At 44.4% G+C, this 17,147-nt stretch carries 13 protein-coding genes; 8 read left to right on the top strand and 5 right to left on the bottom strand.

The genetic code is table 11. From position 1 onward, the window contains the following. Positions 1-75: 75 nt before the first annotated feature. From QWY16_RS16000 to QWY16_RS15990, 3 genes are all read right to left on the bottom strand, one after another. Positions 76-753, bottom strand: coding sequence for a response regulator (locus tag QWY16_RS16000; RefSeq protein WP_300990225.1), 678 nt, complete (start codon positions 751-753; stop codon positions 76-78). Continuing rightward, positions 746-2,338: an ATP-binding protein gene (locus QWY16_RS15995; RefSeq protein ID WP_300990224.1), complete on the bottom strand. Its 1,593-nt coding sequence runs from the start codon at positions 2,336-2,338 to the stop codon at positions 746-748. The genes QWY16_RS16000 and QWY16_RS15995 overlap by 8 nt, the downstream gene beginning before the upstream one ends. A gap of 266 nt (positions 2,339-2,604) precedes the next feature. After that, the gene (locus QWY16_RS15990) at positions 2,605-3,510 is read right to left on the bottom strand and encodes a MerR family transcriptional regulator (protein ID WP_300990223.1); all 906 of its coding nucleotides are present in this window, start codon (positions 3,508-3,510) and stop codon (positions 2,605-2,607) included. A 253-nt stretch (positions 3,511-3,763) separates the two neighbouring features. On the opposite strand from QWY16_RS15990, the gene QWY16_RS15985 reads away from it, so the two are divergent. Genes QWY16_RS15985 through QWY16_RS15975 form a run of 3 tightly spaced genes read left to right on the top strand, consistent with a single transcriptional unit; the run spans position 3,764 to position 7,646 of the window. Then, the gene (locus tag QWY16_RS15985; protein WP_300990222.1) at positions 3,764-5,245 is read left to right on the top strand and encodes an aldehyde dehydrogenase family protein; all 1,482 of its coding nucleotides are present in this window, start codon (positions 3,764-3,766) and stop codon (positions 5,243-5,245) included. Positions 5,246-5,265: 20 nt separating this feature from the next. Further along, the gene (locus QWY16_RS15980; protein ID WP_300990221.1) at positions 5,266-6,432 is read left to right on the top strand and encodes a saccharopine dehydrogenase family protein; all 1,167 of its coding nucleotides are present in this window, start codon (positions 5,266-5,268) and stop codon (positions 6,430-6,432) included. 20 nt (positions 6,433-6,452) lie between these two features. Then, positions 6,453-7,646, top strand: coding sequence for an acyl-CoA dehydrogenase family protein (locus QWY16_RS15975; protein ID WP_300990220.1), 1,194 nt, complete (start codon positions 6,453-6,455; stop codon positions 7,644-7,646). A gap of 39 nt (positions 7,647-7,685) precedes the next feature. Here QWY16_RS15975 and QWY16_RS15970 read toward each other — a convergent pair whose 3' ends face one another. Continuing rightward, on the bottom strand, positions 7,686-8,600 hold the full coding sequence (locus QWY16_RS15970) for a diacylglycerol/lipid kinase family protein (RefSeq protein ID WP_300990219.1): 915 nt from the start codon (positions 8,598-8,600) through the stop codon (positions 7,686-7,688). 106 nt (positions 8,601-8,706) lie between these two features. On the opposite strand from QWY16_RS15970, the gene QWY16_RS15965 reads away from it, so the two are divergent. From QWY16_RS15965 to QWY16_RS15945, 5 genes are all read left to right on the top strand, one after another. Next, complete coding sequence (locus QWY16_RS15965; protein WP_300990218.1) at positions 8,707-9,903, top strand: alanyl-tRNA editing protein; 1,197 nt, start codon at positions 8,707-8,709, stop codon at positions 9,901-9,903. Positions 9,904-9,962: 59 nt separating this feature from the next. Beyond that, positions 9,963-12,110, top strand: a complete 2,148-nt coding sequence (locus QWY16_RS15960; RefSeq protein ID WP_300990217.1) for a beta-propeller domain-containing protein — start codon at positions 9,963-9,965, stop codon at positions 12,108-12,110. A gap of 165 nt (positions 12,111-12,275) precedes the next feature. Continuing rightward, complete coding sequence (locus tag QWY16_RS15955) at positions 12,276-13,415, top strand: zinc-dependent alcohol dehydrogenase (protein WP_300990216.1); 1,140 nt, start codon at positions 12,276-12,278, stop codon at positions 13,413-13,415. A 357-nt stretch (positions 13,416-13,772) separates the two neighbouring features. After that, positions 13,773-14,528, top strand: a complete 756-nt coding sequence (locus QWY16_RS15950) for a threonine/serine exporter family protein (protein WP_300990215.1) — start codon at positions 13,773-13,775, stop codon at positions 14,526-14,528. An 11-nt stretch (positions 14,529-14,539) separates the two neighbouring features. Beyond that, entirely contained in the window at positions 14,540-15,007 is a 468-nt protein-coding gene (locus QWY16_RS15945; RefSeq protein WP_300990214.1) for a threonine/serine exporter family protein, read from the top strand. 21 nt (positions 15,008-15,028) lie between these two features. On the opposite strand, the gene QWY16_RS15940 is transcribed toward QWY16_RS15945, so the two are convergent. Next, positions 15,029-17,035, bottom strand: a complete 2,007-nt coding sequence (locus tag QWY16_RS15940; protein WP_300990213.1) for a bifunctional diguanylate cyclase/phosphodiesterase — start codon at positions 17,033-17,035, stop codon at positions 15,029-15,031. Positions 17,036-17,147: the final 112 nt, after the last annotated feature.

Raw genomic sequence — 17,147 nt, 5'->3', positions numbered from 1 at the left:
CAGAACTTTTACCAAATTCAATGTTTGTGGTCATAAGAGGGATATTGTCCAATTTGTGAATATTGTTCATAAAGGTCACGGCCAGGGGAAATACCGCCGTTCCGGCCTGCCAATAGTGCCGTAAAGCAGCTCCGCATGGGCTGATTGCTCAGATACCAGGTGTTCCAAATAACGCCGGGCTGTCGAGCGGCTCATTCCGCAAGCGGCTCCCATTTCTTCTGCCGTAAACCCATTAACTGAGGCAGCAAGTTTCTTTTGGATCCGGGACATCGTATTCGGGTCAATTCCTTTTGGCGTCATCAACGGTTCTGCAGAAACAGAACGGCTCTTATTCCAGAGCAGTTGAATCGATTCTTCATTCAATGGACCTTCTGTTTCAAGAGAACGCCGTTTTGCCTGATACATGAGCAGGCTTTCTTTAAAACGGTCGAATGTCAGCGGCTTTAAGATGTAATCGGAAACCCCGCTTCTGAATGCTTTCTTAACGATATCTGTTTCCGAAGCAGCGGTAATAAAGATAACATCAGAATCCGGGCTTTCAAGTTGGATAAAAGGCATTAAATCCGTTCCTTTTATATCCGGCAAATAAACATCAAGCAAAATAAGCTGGGGTTTTAATACTTGGATCCAATCCTTTGCTTCAGCTCCTGTATACGCAGAACCGACCACTTGGAAGCCTTCGATTTTTTCAATAAACCGTTTATGGATATCAGCTATTCGCTTGTCGTCTTCGATAATCAGAACTTCAATCATGGCCGTTTCCTCCAATTTTTATGGAAATAATGAACAACGCTCCTCCAAGGTCGCCAGTTTCCATAGCGATTTCACCTTGCAGATCTTGTACATTTTCATAGACTTTGAGCAATCCAAAGCCGCGGTCACCACCGGCTTTGGTTGAAATGCGTTTTTTAAATAAAGTGGAGAGAATTTCGGCGTCCACACCATCTCCGGAATCTTCTACTTCAATCAAAATTTCACTTCCGTTATCTGACAAAAGAAGCCGGACAATGCGCTTTGATTCTGAAAGCTTCTCAACCGCCTCAAAAGCGTTAGTAACTAGATTGCCGAGAACTGAGACAAACAAACTTTTTTCAAGATGAGAAGGAAGCTTTCTTAATGAGCTTTCTTCATCCAAAATAAATTTTACTTTTAATTCACGTGCCCGGTTGAAAAGGCCGATAACAATGCCCCCAAGAAACGGGTCTTGCACACGCTCAGTAACAAATTTCACCAACGATTGCTGTTCTTCGGTTTCATTATGAATCAATTGCATCGCTTCCTCGAGAGAGTTTAGCTGGATCAATCCTGAAATGGTATAAAGGAAATTTTGATGTTCATGGGTCTGAGCACGCAAAGCATTAGCGTATTGCCTGACCTGGGTAAGTTCATTGCGAAGTCCTTCTATGTCAGATTGCAAACGGAAACTGGAAACGGCTCCGATGATTTCGTTTCCAAGATGGATCGGGATTCTATTGACAATCAATTTCCTTCCGCGAATAATCATCGGCCTGTCTAGCTGTGCTTCACCTGTCTGCAGAACCTTAGGAAGCAATGTGTTCGGCAAGACTTTATCTACAGGCTTGCCGATTAGCTCAGTTTCTTTTTGCAAAGATAACAATTCATATGCGGAAACGTTGGCCATTGTAATGTCGCCAGCCCTGTCCACCATAAGGATGCCTTCCCTGACGGATTCAATCAAGGCATTGCGTTCAGTATACAAATGGGCGATTTCTGCCGGTTCTAGGCCAAAAAGAGTCTTTTTGATATTGCGTGCCAGAATCATGGAACCAATGGCGCCAATAACGATGGCAATAAGAACAATGCCGGTAATAGAGTCGGCGTATTCCAGAAAAGTGGAAGTTATATTTGTTTTTAGAAAACCTACGGAAATAACGCCAATAATCGCTCCGTTTTCATCGAATATAGGGGCTTTCCCGCGGAGTGCCGGTCCAAGTGAACCGGTGGCTTCTGAAATATAGGAATCACCGAATGAAAGCGCGCGGGCATTATCATCGCCGACCATCATTTTTCCGATTCGCTCTTCAATGGGATGGGTATAGCGGATGCCATTTTTATTGCCAATGACAATATATTCAGCACCGGTTTGTTCCCGGATAAGTTCAGCAATTGGCTGGAGAACTGATGAAGGGTCAGTTTCTTTAAAGCCGTCTTTAATGTCTTGGCGTTCGGCTGAAGTAACGGCGATGGCTAAAGCCCGCTTTCCAACCTGTTCTTCAATGGCATCAGAAATTGTAAAGTAAAACGAGATTCCAGCCAGTACCATGACGGTCGAGATGAACAAAGCTCCGTAGATAAAAATTCTTCGCTGCAACGGCATGGCGAAATCACCCACTTCCTTTTTGATACTCTATTCTATCCAATTTTAAACAGTTAAGAAAGAGGGCTAGAGAAGAGAAAAGTGGGTTTTGGCAATTATCAGGCACAAAAAAACGCAAAAGTTTTCACTTTTGCGTTTTTTCTTCTTGATCCTCCTGCGCTTCAGCGCATTCAAAGCAGAAGAGCTGGCCTTCTATATAAACTCCATCCAAAAAACCGTCACGGCAATAAATGTCTTTTCCGCAATTGCTGCAAGGCCCGATGAGTTCACGCATTCTGATGGGCTGCCGCGTATATGTACATGGCTTCTTTCAAATAAGTCGACAGTCCTTTTCCGTGCTGGTCAATATTATTCGCAAACCGGCTGTCCGATGCATACAAATCTGCAAGGCTGCGGAACATTTTCGGCGTACAATCATAAAAACGGTCCAACAGATTATAATAAGCCTTCATTTCAACTTGAACATTCGGGGAAGCGGGTGAATGATTCATCAGAGATGCTACCGCCTTATAGATGCGATTGCCTTCACGGTTGATTTCTTCCAAATTCTCTTTCTCTTTTTCCTGCTTGGGTTCTTCGTGTACCACTGTTTCTTCAATAAGGTCAAGCTGAGGAGCGGCCTCGGATTCTTCTGCAGGATTAGTTTCTTCAGCAGGCACCATCTCTTCAACCGATGCTGTATCCTCAGCTGGTTTTAAGTCAGGAGCTAAAGAATGTTCTGACAGATCTGCTTGTTCAGCAGAAGATTTTGGTTCTTCAGAAACTGCTGCTTTATACTTTTTGATATCATCGTCTGATTTTTTAATAGAAAAAGCTGCAAAGCGGTCTTCATCGGACAACTCTTCACCGTCTTCAATTTCAAGGCGAGTTCGTTCAGCATTTTCAATCAGCTTTTCAATACGCCTTTTTTTCTTGCCCAATAATTCAATATGCTGGACCAAAGCAAATTTCGAATCAAAACCTTCAGCCACAATCTCTTGAATTTTCTTCAATGAAAAACCAAGCTCTTTAAAAAATAAAATATGCTGGAGCAATTTTAAATCTTCATCGTTGTAATAACGATACCGATTGGAACCAATATTTGACGGCTTTAACAATCCGACACTGTCGTAATGGTGGAGTGTGCGGACACTGACTCCTGCGATTTTCGCTACTTCTTGTACTTTGTACATCTTGATCACCTCTTCATTATGATTAGACTATTACGAACCGTTAGTGTCAATAGATTTCCAGGATTTCTTTATAAATGGCTCATTTCTCACAGAAAGAAAATTGAAGAGTCTCGATTAGCGGGTCCATTCTCTTAGACTGTTAACAAAAAAAGAAAGATTGATATTTCTAACAACTCCTAGAAGTTTCCTGAGTAATGTGAAATAATAGAAATGAAAGCGTTTTCAATAATGTGAATTGAAGGGGGAAGCGTCTGTGAAGTTAACAAATTTTATTAATGGGGAATGGCAAGACGGTTCAAATGCGAAATATATTCCAGTGTTAAATCCCGCGACCGGGGAAGAGTTGGCTCAAGTCCAGCTGTCGACAAAAGAAGATGTGGATACGGCCGTCGAGGCAGCAAAAGCGGCGCAGAAAACATGGGCAAAAGTTCCGGCTCCAAAAAGGGCCGATTATTTGTATGAAATCGGACGGCTGATGAAACAAAAGAAAGAGCAACTCGCACAGGTGCTGACGAAAGAGATGGGGAAAGTAATCGAAGAAGGCAGAGGGGAAGTCCAAGAAGGAATTGATATGGCTTATTATATGGCGGGTGAAGGCCGGCGGCTGTTCGGTGAAACTACTCCTTCTGAACTTGCTGATAAATTTGCGATGAGCGTCCGTGCGCCCATTGGGGTAGTCGGATTAATTACGCCTTGGAATTTCCCGGTAGCAATCGCCACTTGGAAATCCTTCCCGGCAATCGTCGCCGGCAATGCATTTCTTTGGAAACCGGCCACTGAAACACCAATGATGGCTTATGAAATGGCGAAGATCTTTAAAGAGGCCGGATTGCCGGATGGTGTAGCGAATATCGTGTTTGGTTCCGGATCTGAAGTCGGGAACGCTATGATTGAGCATAAAGACATCAAAGTCATTTCATTTACCGGCTCGACTGAAACAGGCCGTAAAGTTGCGGAAGCGGGCGGACGCAATTTAAAAAAAGTTTCTCTTGAAATGGGCGGGAAAAATGCAGTGATTGTCATGGAAGACGCCGATTTAGACTTAGCGGTTGAAGGAATTTTATGGAGTGCATTCGGCACTGCTGGACAGCGCTGTACAGCTTGCAGTCGGGTGATTGCCCATAAAGACATTAAAGAAGCGCTACAAAACCGCTTGCTGGAAAAAATTCAAACCTTGACAATTGGAGACGGAATGGACGAATCCGTGAAAGTCGGACCGGTAATCAACAAAAAAGCGTTGGAGAAAATCCATTCGTATGTCGGAATCGGGCAGCAAGAAGGGGCAACCTTGCTTGTAGGAGGAGAGATTCTAGCGGAGGCTCCATACGACAAAGGGAACTATTACGCACCGACAATGTTCACTGACGTTACTCCGGATATGCGGATTGCGCAAGAAGAAATCTTCGGGCCGGTTATTTCAATTATCGAAGTCAGCAATTTTGAAGAAGCCATCGAAGTAAATAACGGCGTAATTTACGGGTTATCAAGTTCGATCTACACAGCGGATGTGAACCGTGTATTCAAAGCACAAAGAGATTTAGATACCGGTATCGTTTATATCAATGCCGGAACCACAGGAGCAGAAATCCATTTGCCATTTGGGGGAACTAAAGGAACCGGCAACGGACACAGAGATTCCGGAGTGGCTGCACTTGATGTATTTACCGAATGGAAGAGCATCTATGTGGATTACAGCGGGAAATTGCAGCGCGCTCAAATTGACAATGAGATCTGAGACAGAGAGGGGCAATGGAGATGAAAGTTGCAGTTTTAGGTGCAGGTTTAATGGGCAAACAGGCAGCAGGCGATTTAATCGCAAGTGCTGAAGTGGAGAAAGTTTATTTGGCGGATGTAAATATCGCGCAAGTAAGCTTGTTCAAAGAATATATTGGCAGCGATAAGCTGGAAGCTGTGTATTTGGACGTCAATGACGATGAAGAACTGGCGGCTGTAATTTCTAAAGCCGATGTAGTCATTAATGCTTTGTTTTATACTTTCAACGAAAAAGTGGCAAAGGCTGCACTTGCCTGCGGTGTTCACTCTATTGACCTCGGCGGGCATATTGGCGGTGCGACAAATGCAGTGCTTGCTCTGCATGAAAAAGCGCAAGAAAAAGGAGTTACGCTAATTCCGGATTTAGGCGTAGCGCCGGGAATGATCAATATTCTAACCGGATATGGCGCTGGCAAACTTGATAAGGTGAACGAAATCAAGATTTTTGTCGGCGGCATCCCGGTAGAGCCGGAACCGCCGCTTGAGTATAATCACGTATTCTCGCTCGAAGGAGTTTTTGACCATTATACCGATCCATCCCATGTAATCCGGAAAGGAGAGCTGCTTGAGGTAGCTTCTTTATCTGAAATTGAGCAGGTGGAATTTGAAGGGTTTGGTGAATTGGAAGCTTTCCATACTTCTGGCGGAACATCAACTTTAACTGATACATTCAGCGGCATAGAAACGCTTGAATATAAAACTTTGCGCTATAAAGGCCATGCTGAGAAATTCAAATTGCTTGTCGACCTTGGATTTACAGACCGGGAAAAAACAGTTACAGTCAATGGCCAAACGATCAAGCTGCGGGATGTGCTCCGGGAAGTATTGACCCCGATTACTGAACTAGGAGATAAACAAGATGCAGTGCTGCTGCGTGTATTGGTATCTGGAACAAAAGGGGAAGAAGATTTAACGTATGAATACAATATGATTACCATTAAAGACGCTGAAACCGGAGTAACAGCTATGGCTCGGGCAACTGCCTATACCATTTCTGTAATAGCTCAGATGATTGGAAATGGAACAATCGATAAACGTGGAGCTTATCCGCCGGAACTTGTTGTTCCAGGGGATGAATATATTAATGAGATGACCAAACGGGGAGTCCAAATTAAAGAAACTGTGCACCGTTCGGCATTTCAGAGTTAAAAGAGAGCGGGGGTAAACAGATGAACTTTGAATTCTCGGAAGAACAGGAGCTTCTTCGAAAAACAGTCAGGCAATTCGTGGATAATGAAATTCTTCCACATATTGCTGATTGGGACACAAAAGGAGGATTTGATCCGATTATCTGGAAAAGGCTGGCCGAGCTTGGGTTGATGGGAGTTTGCATTCCGGAAAAATATGGAGGCAGTGGGATGGACTACAATTCGCTGGCAATCGTCTGTGAAGAACTGGAGCGAGGAGATACGGCATTCCGTACGGCCGTATCTGTCCATACCGGTTTAAACTCTATGACGTTGTTGCAATGGGGAACGGAGCAGCAAAAACAGCGGTTTTTAGTGCAGCAAGCTAAAGGGGAAAAAATTGGCGCGTTTGCTTTAACGGAGCCGGGGGCAGGATCGGATGTTGCAGCCCTTTCAAGTACAGCGGTCCGTGATGGCGATGAGTACATTTTGAATGGCCAAAAAACCTGGATTTCTTTGTGTGACATTGCCGATCACTTTATCGTTTTCGCGTATACCGACAAAGCAGAAAAACACAACGGCATCAGCGCCTTCGTTGTTGAACGGTCGCGTGAAGGTTTCTCTTCCAAAGCAATCAAAGGAAAATATGGAATCCGGTCAGGCAATACAGGGGAACTGTTTTTTGATGATGTCCGGATTCCAGCCGAAAACCGTCTGGGTGAAGAAGGGGAAGGATTTAAAATCGCCATGGCTTCGCTTGATAATGGAAGATTTACAGTAGCGGCAGGAGCTTGCGGTTTGATCATGGCTTGCTTAGAAGAAAGCGTGAAATATTGCCAGTCGCGTTCGACTTTCGGGAAGCCGATAGGTGAGCATCAGCTGGTCCAGCAAATGATTGCGAATATGGAAGCTGGGTTTCAAATGAGCCGCCTGTTAGTATACCGGGCCGGTGAAATGAAAAACAAAGGAATTCGCAACACGAGAGAAACTTCACTTGCGAAATGGCAGTCATGTGATTTCGCCAATAAAGCAGCAGATGACGCGGTCCAGATTCACGGAGCTTACGGCTATTCAGATGAATACCCGGTTGCGCGTTTTTTGCGGAATTCCAAAGCACTCGTTATTTATGAAGGGACCCGGGAAATCCACACGATCATGCAAGCGGAATACGTACTCGGAAAACGGCAAGATAGAAAACTGAACCGGATGCTGCCGAAATGGCCATTTGAAGACTAAGAAAAAGGATGGCCGCTTTGGCGGCCATCCTTTTTTGCGTTAAATAGCTGTTTCTTCTGCTGTTTTTGGCACAAGCATTTGCAGTCTTTTTGGCTGGATTTGAATAGTTACAGGCGTTTTCAAATAAATCTCCCCGTCAGTATCCACTTCCATTTCCTGTTCTGTCCGGATGGTGATGTGTTTTCCTTGATGATGCGTGATATGGTCCAGTTCTTCCGGGGAGACATCCGGCTGGGAAAGCGAGAACCACTCCCGAATCGCTGCAAGTGAGGATGTCTGGATGATGAAAATATCAAGCAAGCCATCAGCAGGATCAATTGTGGCGAGTGGAAATGTGTGGGTGCCAATCGATTTTCCATTCATCACCAGCACTGCCACTCCTTCCTCGATATAATGAACGCCATCAATTTCCATAAAGATAGAAAAAGATTCGGATTGGCGCATCGTTTGAAGGGCACTCATAAAATAACTCAATTTACCGTAGCGCTCTTTTAAATCCGGATCAATATTCATCGAAGCGTCAGCAATCAAGCCGATGCCGGCAAAGTTTAAAAACGAATGTTCATTGATCTGGGCAGAATCGATTTCCTTAATCTCCCCGCTGACCAACTCTTCGGCAGCTGTGTCGAGTGCCATTGAAATAGTAAGTGTACGCGCAAAATCATTGCAGGTACCGCTTGGAATGATGCCGAGAATAGGGGGTTCTTCTACGCTGGAAAGTACTTGGACAGCTGAATGGACAGTTCCATCTCCTCCGGCAACAAAAAGGACGTCTGCAGCACCAGATGAATTTTTACAGGCTTCTTCAAATTCCTCTTTAGAATGTGTTTGGATGAGTTCCAGCTTTTTTGACGCCCTGGCGAGAGCCGGTACGGCTAAAGGAAGTACCGCCTCGGACGTTGCTGCTCCTGCCGCTCCGTTATACAATAAGACCGAACGCCCAAATCTCGGCATGCATTAAACCTCCTTAAATCTCGTGTTAGTATTCATTTTCCACTAATCATTCAATCATAAACTATGCAGTGCAATCAGTCATTCAAAAGAAAGAAGGTATATTTTCATGACGTCGAAACTTTATTACGAGGATTCTGAGCTGGCCAAGGTGCCTGTTACAGTCACTCAGACAGGTGAAGATGCAAAAGGGATATTTGCTATTTTGGATCAGACTTGTTTTTACCCTGAAGGCGGAGGCCAGCCGGCGGATACCGGCACAATTGGAGATGCCAACGTTCTGGATGTTCAGACAGCCGATGGAGAAATTCGCCATTATACGGACTTTAAGCTGACTGAAGGCACTTTTCCGGCTGAACTGGACTGGAAACGCAGATGGGATCATATGCAGCAGCATGCCGGCCAGCACGTTCTCAGTGCGGTTTTTGATGATGGCTATGGCATGAAGACTTCCAGCTTCCATTTGGGAGAGGAAAGGGTCTCAATTGACTTGGATACACCTCAAGTTTCCAAAGAACAGCTGCTGGAAGCGGAGACCGCGGCAAATGAGGTCATTCGGCAGCATCTGCCAATCAGCACGGAATGGGTTTCCAATGAGCAGGCAAAAAACTTGGAGCTGAGAAAAACTCCTGCTGTGACAGGGGAGATCCGGTTGGTGAAAATTGAAGGTGTGGACCTTAACGCTTGCGGAGGAACCCATCCTAAAAATACAGCGGATATCGCGATGATTAAGATCATCGGCACGGAAAAAGCGAAAGGCGGCACACGCGTATATTTCTTATGCGGAAACCGGGCAATGGATTATTTCCGGCATTTGGTTGAAACGACGGACGAATTGGTCCAGCAGCTGAATGCCCCGGTACAGGAACTTCCGGAAGCTGCAGCTTTGCTGCTGAAAGAAAAAGTGGGAAATGAGAAAGCGCTGAAAGAACTTCGAACCCAATTGCTGGAAGCGGAAGCAGAGGCCATCCAGCCGGAAGATGATACGGGACTGATCCAGCAAGTATTCCACAATCGTTCGGTAAAAGAAGTTCAGCAGCTGGCGCGTCTGGCAATCGCCAAACAGCCTTCAGCGATTTTACTGTTTTTGATTGCAGAAGAAGAAAACATCCGCTTTGTTTGCGCTAAGGGTGAAGAAGCGGAAGGGGACATGAGAAATGTATTGAAAGAACTGCTGTTGCTGACGGATGGAAAAGGCGGCGGCAATGCACAGTTTGTCCAAGGCGGCGGAAAAGCAGAACATTCTCCTGAAATGTTCTTCCGTGCTTTTCAATTGAGTTTGAAAAATATCCAAGGAATTCTGTAACTTTTTCAGATTTTTTCTGTCTAATGGAAAAAGAGCGGATTGAAAGGATGTAGGCGAAAATGAAGAAAAGGAGTATTTGGCTAATAGTTGCAGCAGCTGTTGCAGCAATTGCTTTATCACTTGTTTTTATCGTCGATAAAGTATCGGTAAGTGCATCTTCCATAGCCTTAGCGGAACAAGGATGGCAGGCGAACTTTTCTTCTGCGCTTCATCCCGATGCCGTCAAAGACGGGGATCTGTATATCACAAATGAAAATGGTGAACCGGTTGAAGTGGAAATGGCTTTGAATAACAATGGCAAGACCGTTGAAATTCCGCAAATCCCAGTGGGAGAGTACAAGCTTCATATCAAAAAGTCTGCATTAAAGGGGAATTTATTGAAATCGCTGGACGTAAAAGAAATCGCTTTTAGCGTCCAGGAAGAAATTACTGCCTTGACCAGTGAAGAAGAATTGAAAGCTTACTTTGCTCAATTGCTGGCTTTGCAAAAGAATAGCCAACAGCCGGGATTATTCAATAATGAAGGCGGAGCTGTAGAGGAATCTGCTGAAAGCGGCGATGCCAGCCGAGATTCTAGTAGCGGCGGTGAACATTCGACGACAAACAACCAAGTTGAAGGCGTGGATGAAGCCGATATGGTGAAAACGGATGGTTCTTTTATCTACTCAATCAGCGAATCACAGGTCATCATTTCAGACGTCCGCAAACCGGATGCAATGACCGTCGCAAGTGATATAAAATTTCAAGAGGAAATGTATCCGCAGCAGCTGTTTTTGTCTGGAGATACCTTGATAGTAATAGGCAGCCGGTATTCTGCCATACCGTTTGAAGACACGGTCAGAGAATTCCAGCCCCATATTGGTTTAACCTCTGTTTTCCTTTATGACATCAGCAATCCAGCAGAGCCGCAGCTGATCCGGGAATTTGGGACAGAAGGAAGTTTGAACAGCGCACGTCTTGCCAATAACATCTTATACTACGTCACAAATGTTTATCCTGATTTTTGGACATTGGAAGAACAAAGTGGCGTTGAATTGCGTCCGCATACCTATGATTCTAATGACAACAATGATCTTAAGCCCATGCCTTATGAGAACATTTCCATCCTTCCAGGAACCATGGAAGGCAGCTACAGCATTATATCGGCAATCGATTTGGCTGAACCGGCACAGAATACTGTCTCAACAAAAGGTTTTTTAGGAGGCAGTGAACAATTGTATATGACAGAAGAAAGCATGTATTTGACTGCAGCGAAATACATGCCGGTGGATGAAGAGAATGTAGAAGATGATGTGCGCATGTCGATTTGGCTTCCGCAATTGGCTAACACGGAAATCTTTAAATTCACATTAGACGGAACAGATGTGCAGTTCCTGTCTTCAAGCGAAGTAACAGGAACTTTGCTCAATCAATTCTCGATGGATGAGCACAATGGATATTTCCGGATTGTTACGACGGAAGGAATTGCCTGGGATGAGGCAGCACCTTCCAAAAACCATTTATTCATCTTGGATAGCGGCATGAAACAAGTGGGATCTGTGGAGGATTTGGCTAAAGGAGAGCGAATTTACTCAGCCCGATTCATCGGAGACAAAGCTTATATGGTGACGTTCAAAGAAACGGATCCGTTGTTTGTCATCGACGTTTCGGCTCCAACAGCCCCGAAAGTATTAGGCGAACTGAAAATTCCAGGATTCTCGAATTATCTGCATCCACTGGATGAAAATCATTTAATCGGCTTTGGTTATGACACCAAATTGGAACCGGTAAAAGATGGAGAGCCTCGAATCGTAACAGGAGGAATGAAGATTTCGCTATTTGATGTCAGTGATTTTTCAAATCCACTGGAAAAAGATACGGAAATCCTTGGTGGCCCAGGGACTTATTCGCCGCTGCAATATGACCACAAAGCCTTGTATATTCATCCCGAAACCGATTTGTTCGGCTTCCCGGTTACTTTATACGGCGAGTCAGATGGTGCAGAAGTGAACTTTGAAGCAGCCGGAGCCATGATTTATACGATTACTCCGGAAGGCATCACCGAAACGGCGAATCTGATGACAGCATCTGAAATGCCGTATGAGGACTGGGAAACCAGCGTACAGCGCATCGTTTCCATTGGAGACACTTTATATACGGTAGCGAACAGTGAAGTGAAAAGTTATAGTGCTGATACGTTCGACTTGCTGCAAACTTTAAATTTCTAAAATAAAGGACTGGACCGCAGATGCACTCGAGAAATCCGAGTGCATCTGCGGTCTTTTATATGTGGCATGAAGCCAAAAAGTTCATAGGCTATTTTTTTCTAACGTTTTTCATTAGCAGAAAAAGGGAAGAAGAAAAGTATTCTGAAAATAAACGGAGGGATATGGATGAAAGCGGTAACTTTTCAAGGCACGAAAGATATGAAAGTCAAAAACGTGAAAGATCCAGAAATCCAGAAAAGAGAAGACATTATTGTCAAAATTACTTCAACGGCAATCTGTGGAACGGATTTGCATATTTATCAAGGGGCGCTGCCGACGACAAAAGACACGGTCATTGGCCATGAGCCGATGGGGATAGTTGAAGAAGTCGGCCCTGGAGTGACAAAAGTGAAAAAAGGCGACCGTATTGTATTGCCGTTTAACGTAAGTTGCGGCCAGTGTTTCTACTGCAGCCATGACATGGAGAGCCAGTGCGACAACTCAAATGGCAACCCTCATTTCGATACCGGCGGTTATTTAGGACTGACTGAGCGCTATGGCGACTATCAAGGAGGACAAGCTGAGTATTTGCGTGTCCCTTATGGAAATTTCATGCCTTTAGTGATTCCGGAATCATCAGAACTTGAAGACGAATCATTGCTGTTCTTATCGGATGTTTTGCCAACGGCTTGGTGGAGTGTGGAGAATGCAGGAGTACGGCAAGGAGATACTGTGGTTGTTTTAGGTTGCGGACCGGTTGGTCTGATGGCTCAGAAATTTGCCTGGATGCAGGGCGCTAAGCGGGTTATTGCCATTGATGAAATTCCATATCGTATGAATCTGGCTAAAAAAATCAATAATGTAGAAGTATTTGATTTCTCGCAGCATGATAATATGGGGGCGTTCATCCATGAAATCACAAGCGGAGGAGCGCGCGTCGTCATTGATTGTGTAGGGATGGACGGCAAAAAATCCCCGGCTGAAGCAGTTCAGCAAAAATTGTTCCTTCAAGGCGGTACACTTAGTGCGATTAAAACTGCCAAAGATGCAGTTAGTAAATTCGGGGTTATCCAGTTAACCGGGGTTTATGGTTTAAACTATAATCAGTTCCCGTTAGGCCATCTTTTTGAACGCAATATTACACTGAAAATGGGACAGGCACCAGTTATCCATTTGATGCCAATGCTTTACGAAAAGATTGAAAATGGTGAATTCGATCCGCGTGAAATCATTTCGCATATCATGCCGCTTGAGGAAGCAAGCGATGCCTATAAAATTTTCAATGACCATACAGATGATTGTACAAAAGTAGTCTTAAAACCGTAACGTCACAAACATGCTAAAACTTATTAGATTAAGCGCCCCATATGGCTTGGGGCGTTTAATTTTTGGCCCAAATACGTTATGATGAGAGATAAAGTGAAACTCACTCAGCGGGGCTGCGTCCCCGCAGAGTGCTAGTTGAACCAATCGGACTTTTACGGACAGTGGATCTTCCGCTCGGAAAAGCGGAAGCCGTACTGACCGTTAAAGCGGGATAAAGTGAAACTCACTCAGCGGGGCTGCGTCCCCGCAGAGTGCTAGTTGAACCAATCGGACTTTTACGGACAGTGGATCTTCCGCTCGGAAAAGCGGAAGCCGTACTGACCGTTAAAGCGGGATGAAAGTTAGGGGAGGAAGCCTGTGGCTCAAATTGGAGAAACTAGACGCGAGCTTGCCTTGGATTGTTTTCTGTTAGCTGGAAAAATTTTAATGGAAAATGGAGCAGAAACTTATCGCGTGGAAGATACAATGATCCGGATGGCGGTTTCTCAAAAAATGACGAATTCCCATTGTTTTGTGACACCTACCGGAATTATGTTTTCTCCAAGCGATGAGTTGTCTACACGATTTGTCCGAATCAACAATCGCCAAACAGATTTAGAACGGGTTGCCCTTGTGAATTCGGTCTCTAGAAGATTGGTAGCAGGTGAATTTACGCTTTCGCAAGCTTATGATGAATTACAGAAAATTGACCAAACAAACCTGAAGTTTAATATATGGCTGCAAATTTTAGCGGCTGCTACTGCAAGCGGCTGTTTTCTTATTTTACTTGGAGGCAGCTGGACTGATTTGCCTTTTGCTTTTGTATTCGGAGGCACCGGTTTTATCATTGTGGAAACCATCTTAGAAAGAACCCGTGTGAAATTTTTTGCTGAATTTATCGGCTCACTCGCTATTGGCCTATTAGCTTTATTGGCTGTCCATTCCGGTTTCGGGAAAGATTTGGATACAATTATAATCGGATCCATCATGCCGCTGGTTCCGGGGCTGCTCATTACCAATGCAGTTCGTGACTTGATGGCTGGCCATTTCGTTTCAGGACTATCAAAAGGCGCGGAAGCATTTTTGACAGCATTTGCCATAGGAGGCGGCATTGCTTTAATTTTATCATTTTAGGAGGAAATTGAATGAATTGGCCATTAGAGGCATTTCTTAGTTTTCTGGCGGCCGGTGCATTTGGCGTTATTTTCAATACACCGCGCCAGACCTTAATCAGTTGCGGCTTGGTGGGAATGACCGGCTGGCTCATTTACCGCAGCTATAATTTCATGATGGATGACTCGGTTCAGGCGACTTTTGCGGGAGCTTTCGGAGTCGCGATTGTAGCCCATTTGCTGGCGAAAAAGTTCAAGATGCCCATGATCATTTTTAGTGTGGCGGGGATTATTCCGCTGGTGCCGGGAAGCAAAGCTTATAATGCCATGCGCAATATTGTTGAAAATAATTACCTGGAAGCCATCACATTTGCTTCTGAAGCCTTGATGATTTCTGGGGCAGTAGCGATGGGACTGGTATTTGCGGAAGTGCTCATGCAGTCTTTCTTCAAACATCAGGCAAAACGGATCCAAAAAAAAATCGGTATGACCCTGGAGTAAAACTAGGGTTATACCGATTTTTTATTTTAGCCATTTTTCTAATTCTTGGGCTTCCATAGGGCGCCCTGAAATATATCCTTGGATAATGTCGCAGTCCATGGCCTTCAGCAATTCCAGCTGATCGTTCGTTTCGACTCCTTCAGCGGTAACTTGGAAATCCAAGCTCTTGCCGAACTGAATCATGCCTTTGATCATTTTCTGCATTTTTTCTTGTTTGGTAATCGTTTGAATAATGTCACGGTCAATCTTTAAACTGGAAATCGGCAGCATGAGCATATAACGGAACGATGCATATCCTGTGCCGAAATCGTCAAGCGAGAATGAAATGCCGGCTTGATGCAGCTGTTTCATTTGTTTGATGATGGATTGTTCGGCCTCTGCTTCTAAGGCGAATTTCTCAGTTATTTCAATGGTCAGCGAGCTGGCATCGCATTCGTTAAGCTGCAGCTGCTGCAAGAAAACTTTCGCCATATCCTTGTCGCGGAATTCACGAATGGATGAGTTGATGCTGACATTTATGTCGATGCCTTTTGCTTTCCATTCTTTCATCTGTGCGCAAACCGTCTCAAGGACATACATTCCAATTTCATGGATGCTTCCGCTTTCTTCAGCAATTGGAATCAATTCATCAGGGGTAACAACCCCGATCTCTGAATCTTCCCATCTCACCAGCGCTTCCACACCTTCCACTTTTCCGGTTTTCAAGTTGACTTGCGGCTGATAAAGCAAGCGCAAATTCCGGCGGTCAAGTGCATGGACCAGACGTTTTTCAATAAGGGATTTCCGGTTCAGCCGTTCGTGGTCGCCCGATGTAAGAATGGAAATGGCGCTGCCGCCGCGTTCCTTCACTTTTTTGATGGTTGCGTAAGATGCTTTGATCAAATGGACGAACGATTGCTGATCTTCAGGATATCGGGTAATAGCTCCACTAATGGTTAAAGGAATAGCCGTTCCTTGCAGGTAAATTGGATGCTGCTGCAAGTAATGCAGGAAACCTTCGATAAACCAGCTGCTGAGAGGTGTCACTAAAGCAAACTCATGCAAGCCAGCACGGGTAATGACCGAATCAGAGAAATACATGCGAAGGCGTTTTGTAAACTCGATCAGGAGTTCATTTTCCGTATCTGTATTGGAAACGTCCCTCAAAGTATAAAAACGGTCAATATCTAGGAAAACAAAAGAAAAGTGCTTGCCTTCCTCGATGAATTCATTGACCACTTGTTCCAGGCGATGGCGGTTTTCGAGACCAGTGATTGGATCTACGAAAGCAATTTGCTCCAGATGCTGCTGAGCTTTCTTTGCGGTTGTTATATCCTTTTCAAGGAAGATATAATAAGTATCATCCCCTTTGATCTGCATAGGGATGGCTGTTAAATCGACCCAGTAAACCTCGCCGTCTTTTTTCAGTTTCTTAGCTTGGCCGTTCCAAACGCTGCCTTCTTTTAATGTAGTTGTGAGCGATTCTACAAACCGGATATCCTCGCTTTGTTCTCCAAACATTGACCAGATCGGTTTGCCGAGAATGCGTTTTGGCGTCCATTTGCTCAATTTCAAGAAAAGGGGATTTGCATACGTGATTAAAAATTCTTCGTCAAAATACAGAAGCATGAACGAGTCATCCAATCCGTTGCGCAAGCTGTTGAGTTCCCTGCTGGCTGATCCTTCTTCATCAGCCTCATCCACTTCAAAAATAGACATGACAAATTGCTCGTTATCCGCCGAAAAAGCTTTTGTTACGATTGTTGTATAAGTGCGAGAGCCGTTTCCTAAACCTACTTCCATTTCTTCGAACCGTATAGGTTCTTTGCTATGTAAAATGGTTTCCCAAGAATGCTTGTAAAGCGCAGCTTTTTCAGGGTTCATATAAGGATAAAGTTGCCCTTTGAGCAAATTCGTTTCGAGTTGGAAAACACGTTCAGCATGGCGGTTGCACCATACAACAAGTCCGTCTTTGTCCATAATGATAATGGGAAAAGGGATATGGTTAAAGACGAGATTATCTGATAATAGTTCTTGCAATTCACTCATTCCATGACGCTCCTTCTCCGTAGTTTATTTCCATTATAAAGAAGAAAAGGACTATCGTCATCCTTTTCAAAATATCTGCATGCGAAAGTTCAAGATACATTCACTATGTTTA

It is taken from the genome of Planococcus shenhongbingii (assembly GCF_030413635.1).
Classification (GTDB): Bacteria; Bacillota; Bacilli; order Bacillales_A; family Planococcaceae; genus Planococcus; species Planococcus shenhongbingii.
Note: the sequence above shows the minus strand (reverse complement) of the source record. Positions and strands in the feature narration are given on the sequence as shown.

Coding starts and splice junctions, on each gene's coding strand:
- QWY16_RS15945 (WP_300990214.1), top strand. CDS start 14,540: ATGAATTGGCCATTAGAGGCATTTCTTAGTTTTCTGGCGGCCGGTGCA.
- QWY16_RS15975 (WP_300990220.1), top strand. CDS start 6,453: ATGAACTTTGAATTCTCGGAAGAACAGGAGCTTCTTCGAAAAACAGTC.
- QWY16_RS15980 (WP_300990221.1), top strand. CDS start 5,266: ATGAAAGTTGCAGTTTTAGGTGCAGGTTTAATGGGCAAACAGGCAGCA.
- QWY16_RS15960 (WP_300990217.1), top strand. CDS start 9,963: ATGAAGAAAAGGAGTATTTGGCTAATAGTTGCAGCAGCTGTTGCAGCA.
- QWY16_RS15965 (WP_300990218.1), top strand. CDS start 8,707: ATGACGTCGAAACTTTATTACGAGGATTCTGAGCTGGCCAAGGTGCCT.
- QWY16_RS15995 (WP_300990224.1), bottom strand. CDS start 2,338: ATGCCGTTGCAGCGAAGAATTTTTATCTACGGAGCTTTGTTCATCTCG.
- QWY16_RS15970 (WP_300990219.1), bottom strand. CDS start 8,600: ATGCCGAGATTTGGGCGTTCGGTCTTATTGTATAACGGAGCGGCAGGA.
- QWY16_RS15990 (WP_300990223.1), bottom strand. CDS start 3,510: ATGTACAAAGTACAAGAAGTAGCGAAAATCGCAGGAGTCAGTGTCCGC.
- QWY16_RS16000 (WP_300990225.1), bottom strand. CDS start 753: ATGATTGAAGTTCTGATTATCGAAGACGACAAGCGAATAGCTGATATC.
- QWY16_RS15955 (WP_300990216.1), top strand. CDS start 12,276: ATGAAAGCGGTAACTTTTCAAGGCACGAAAGATATGAAAGTCAAAAAC.
- QWY16_RS15940 (WP_300990213.1), bottom strand. CDS start 17,035: ATGAGTGAATTGCAAGAACTATTATCAGATAATCTCGTCTTTAACCAT.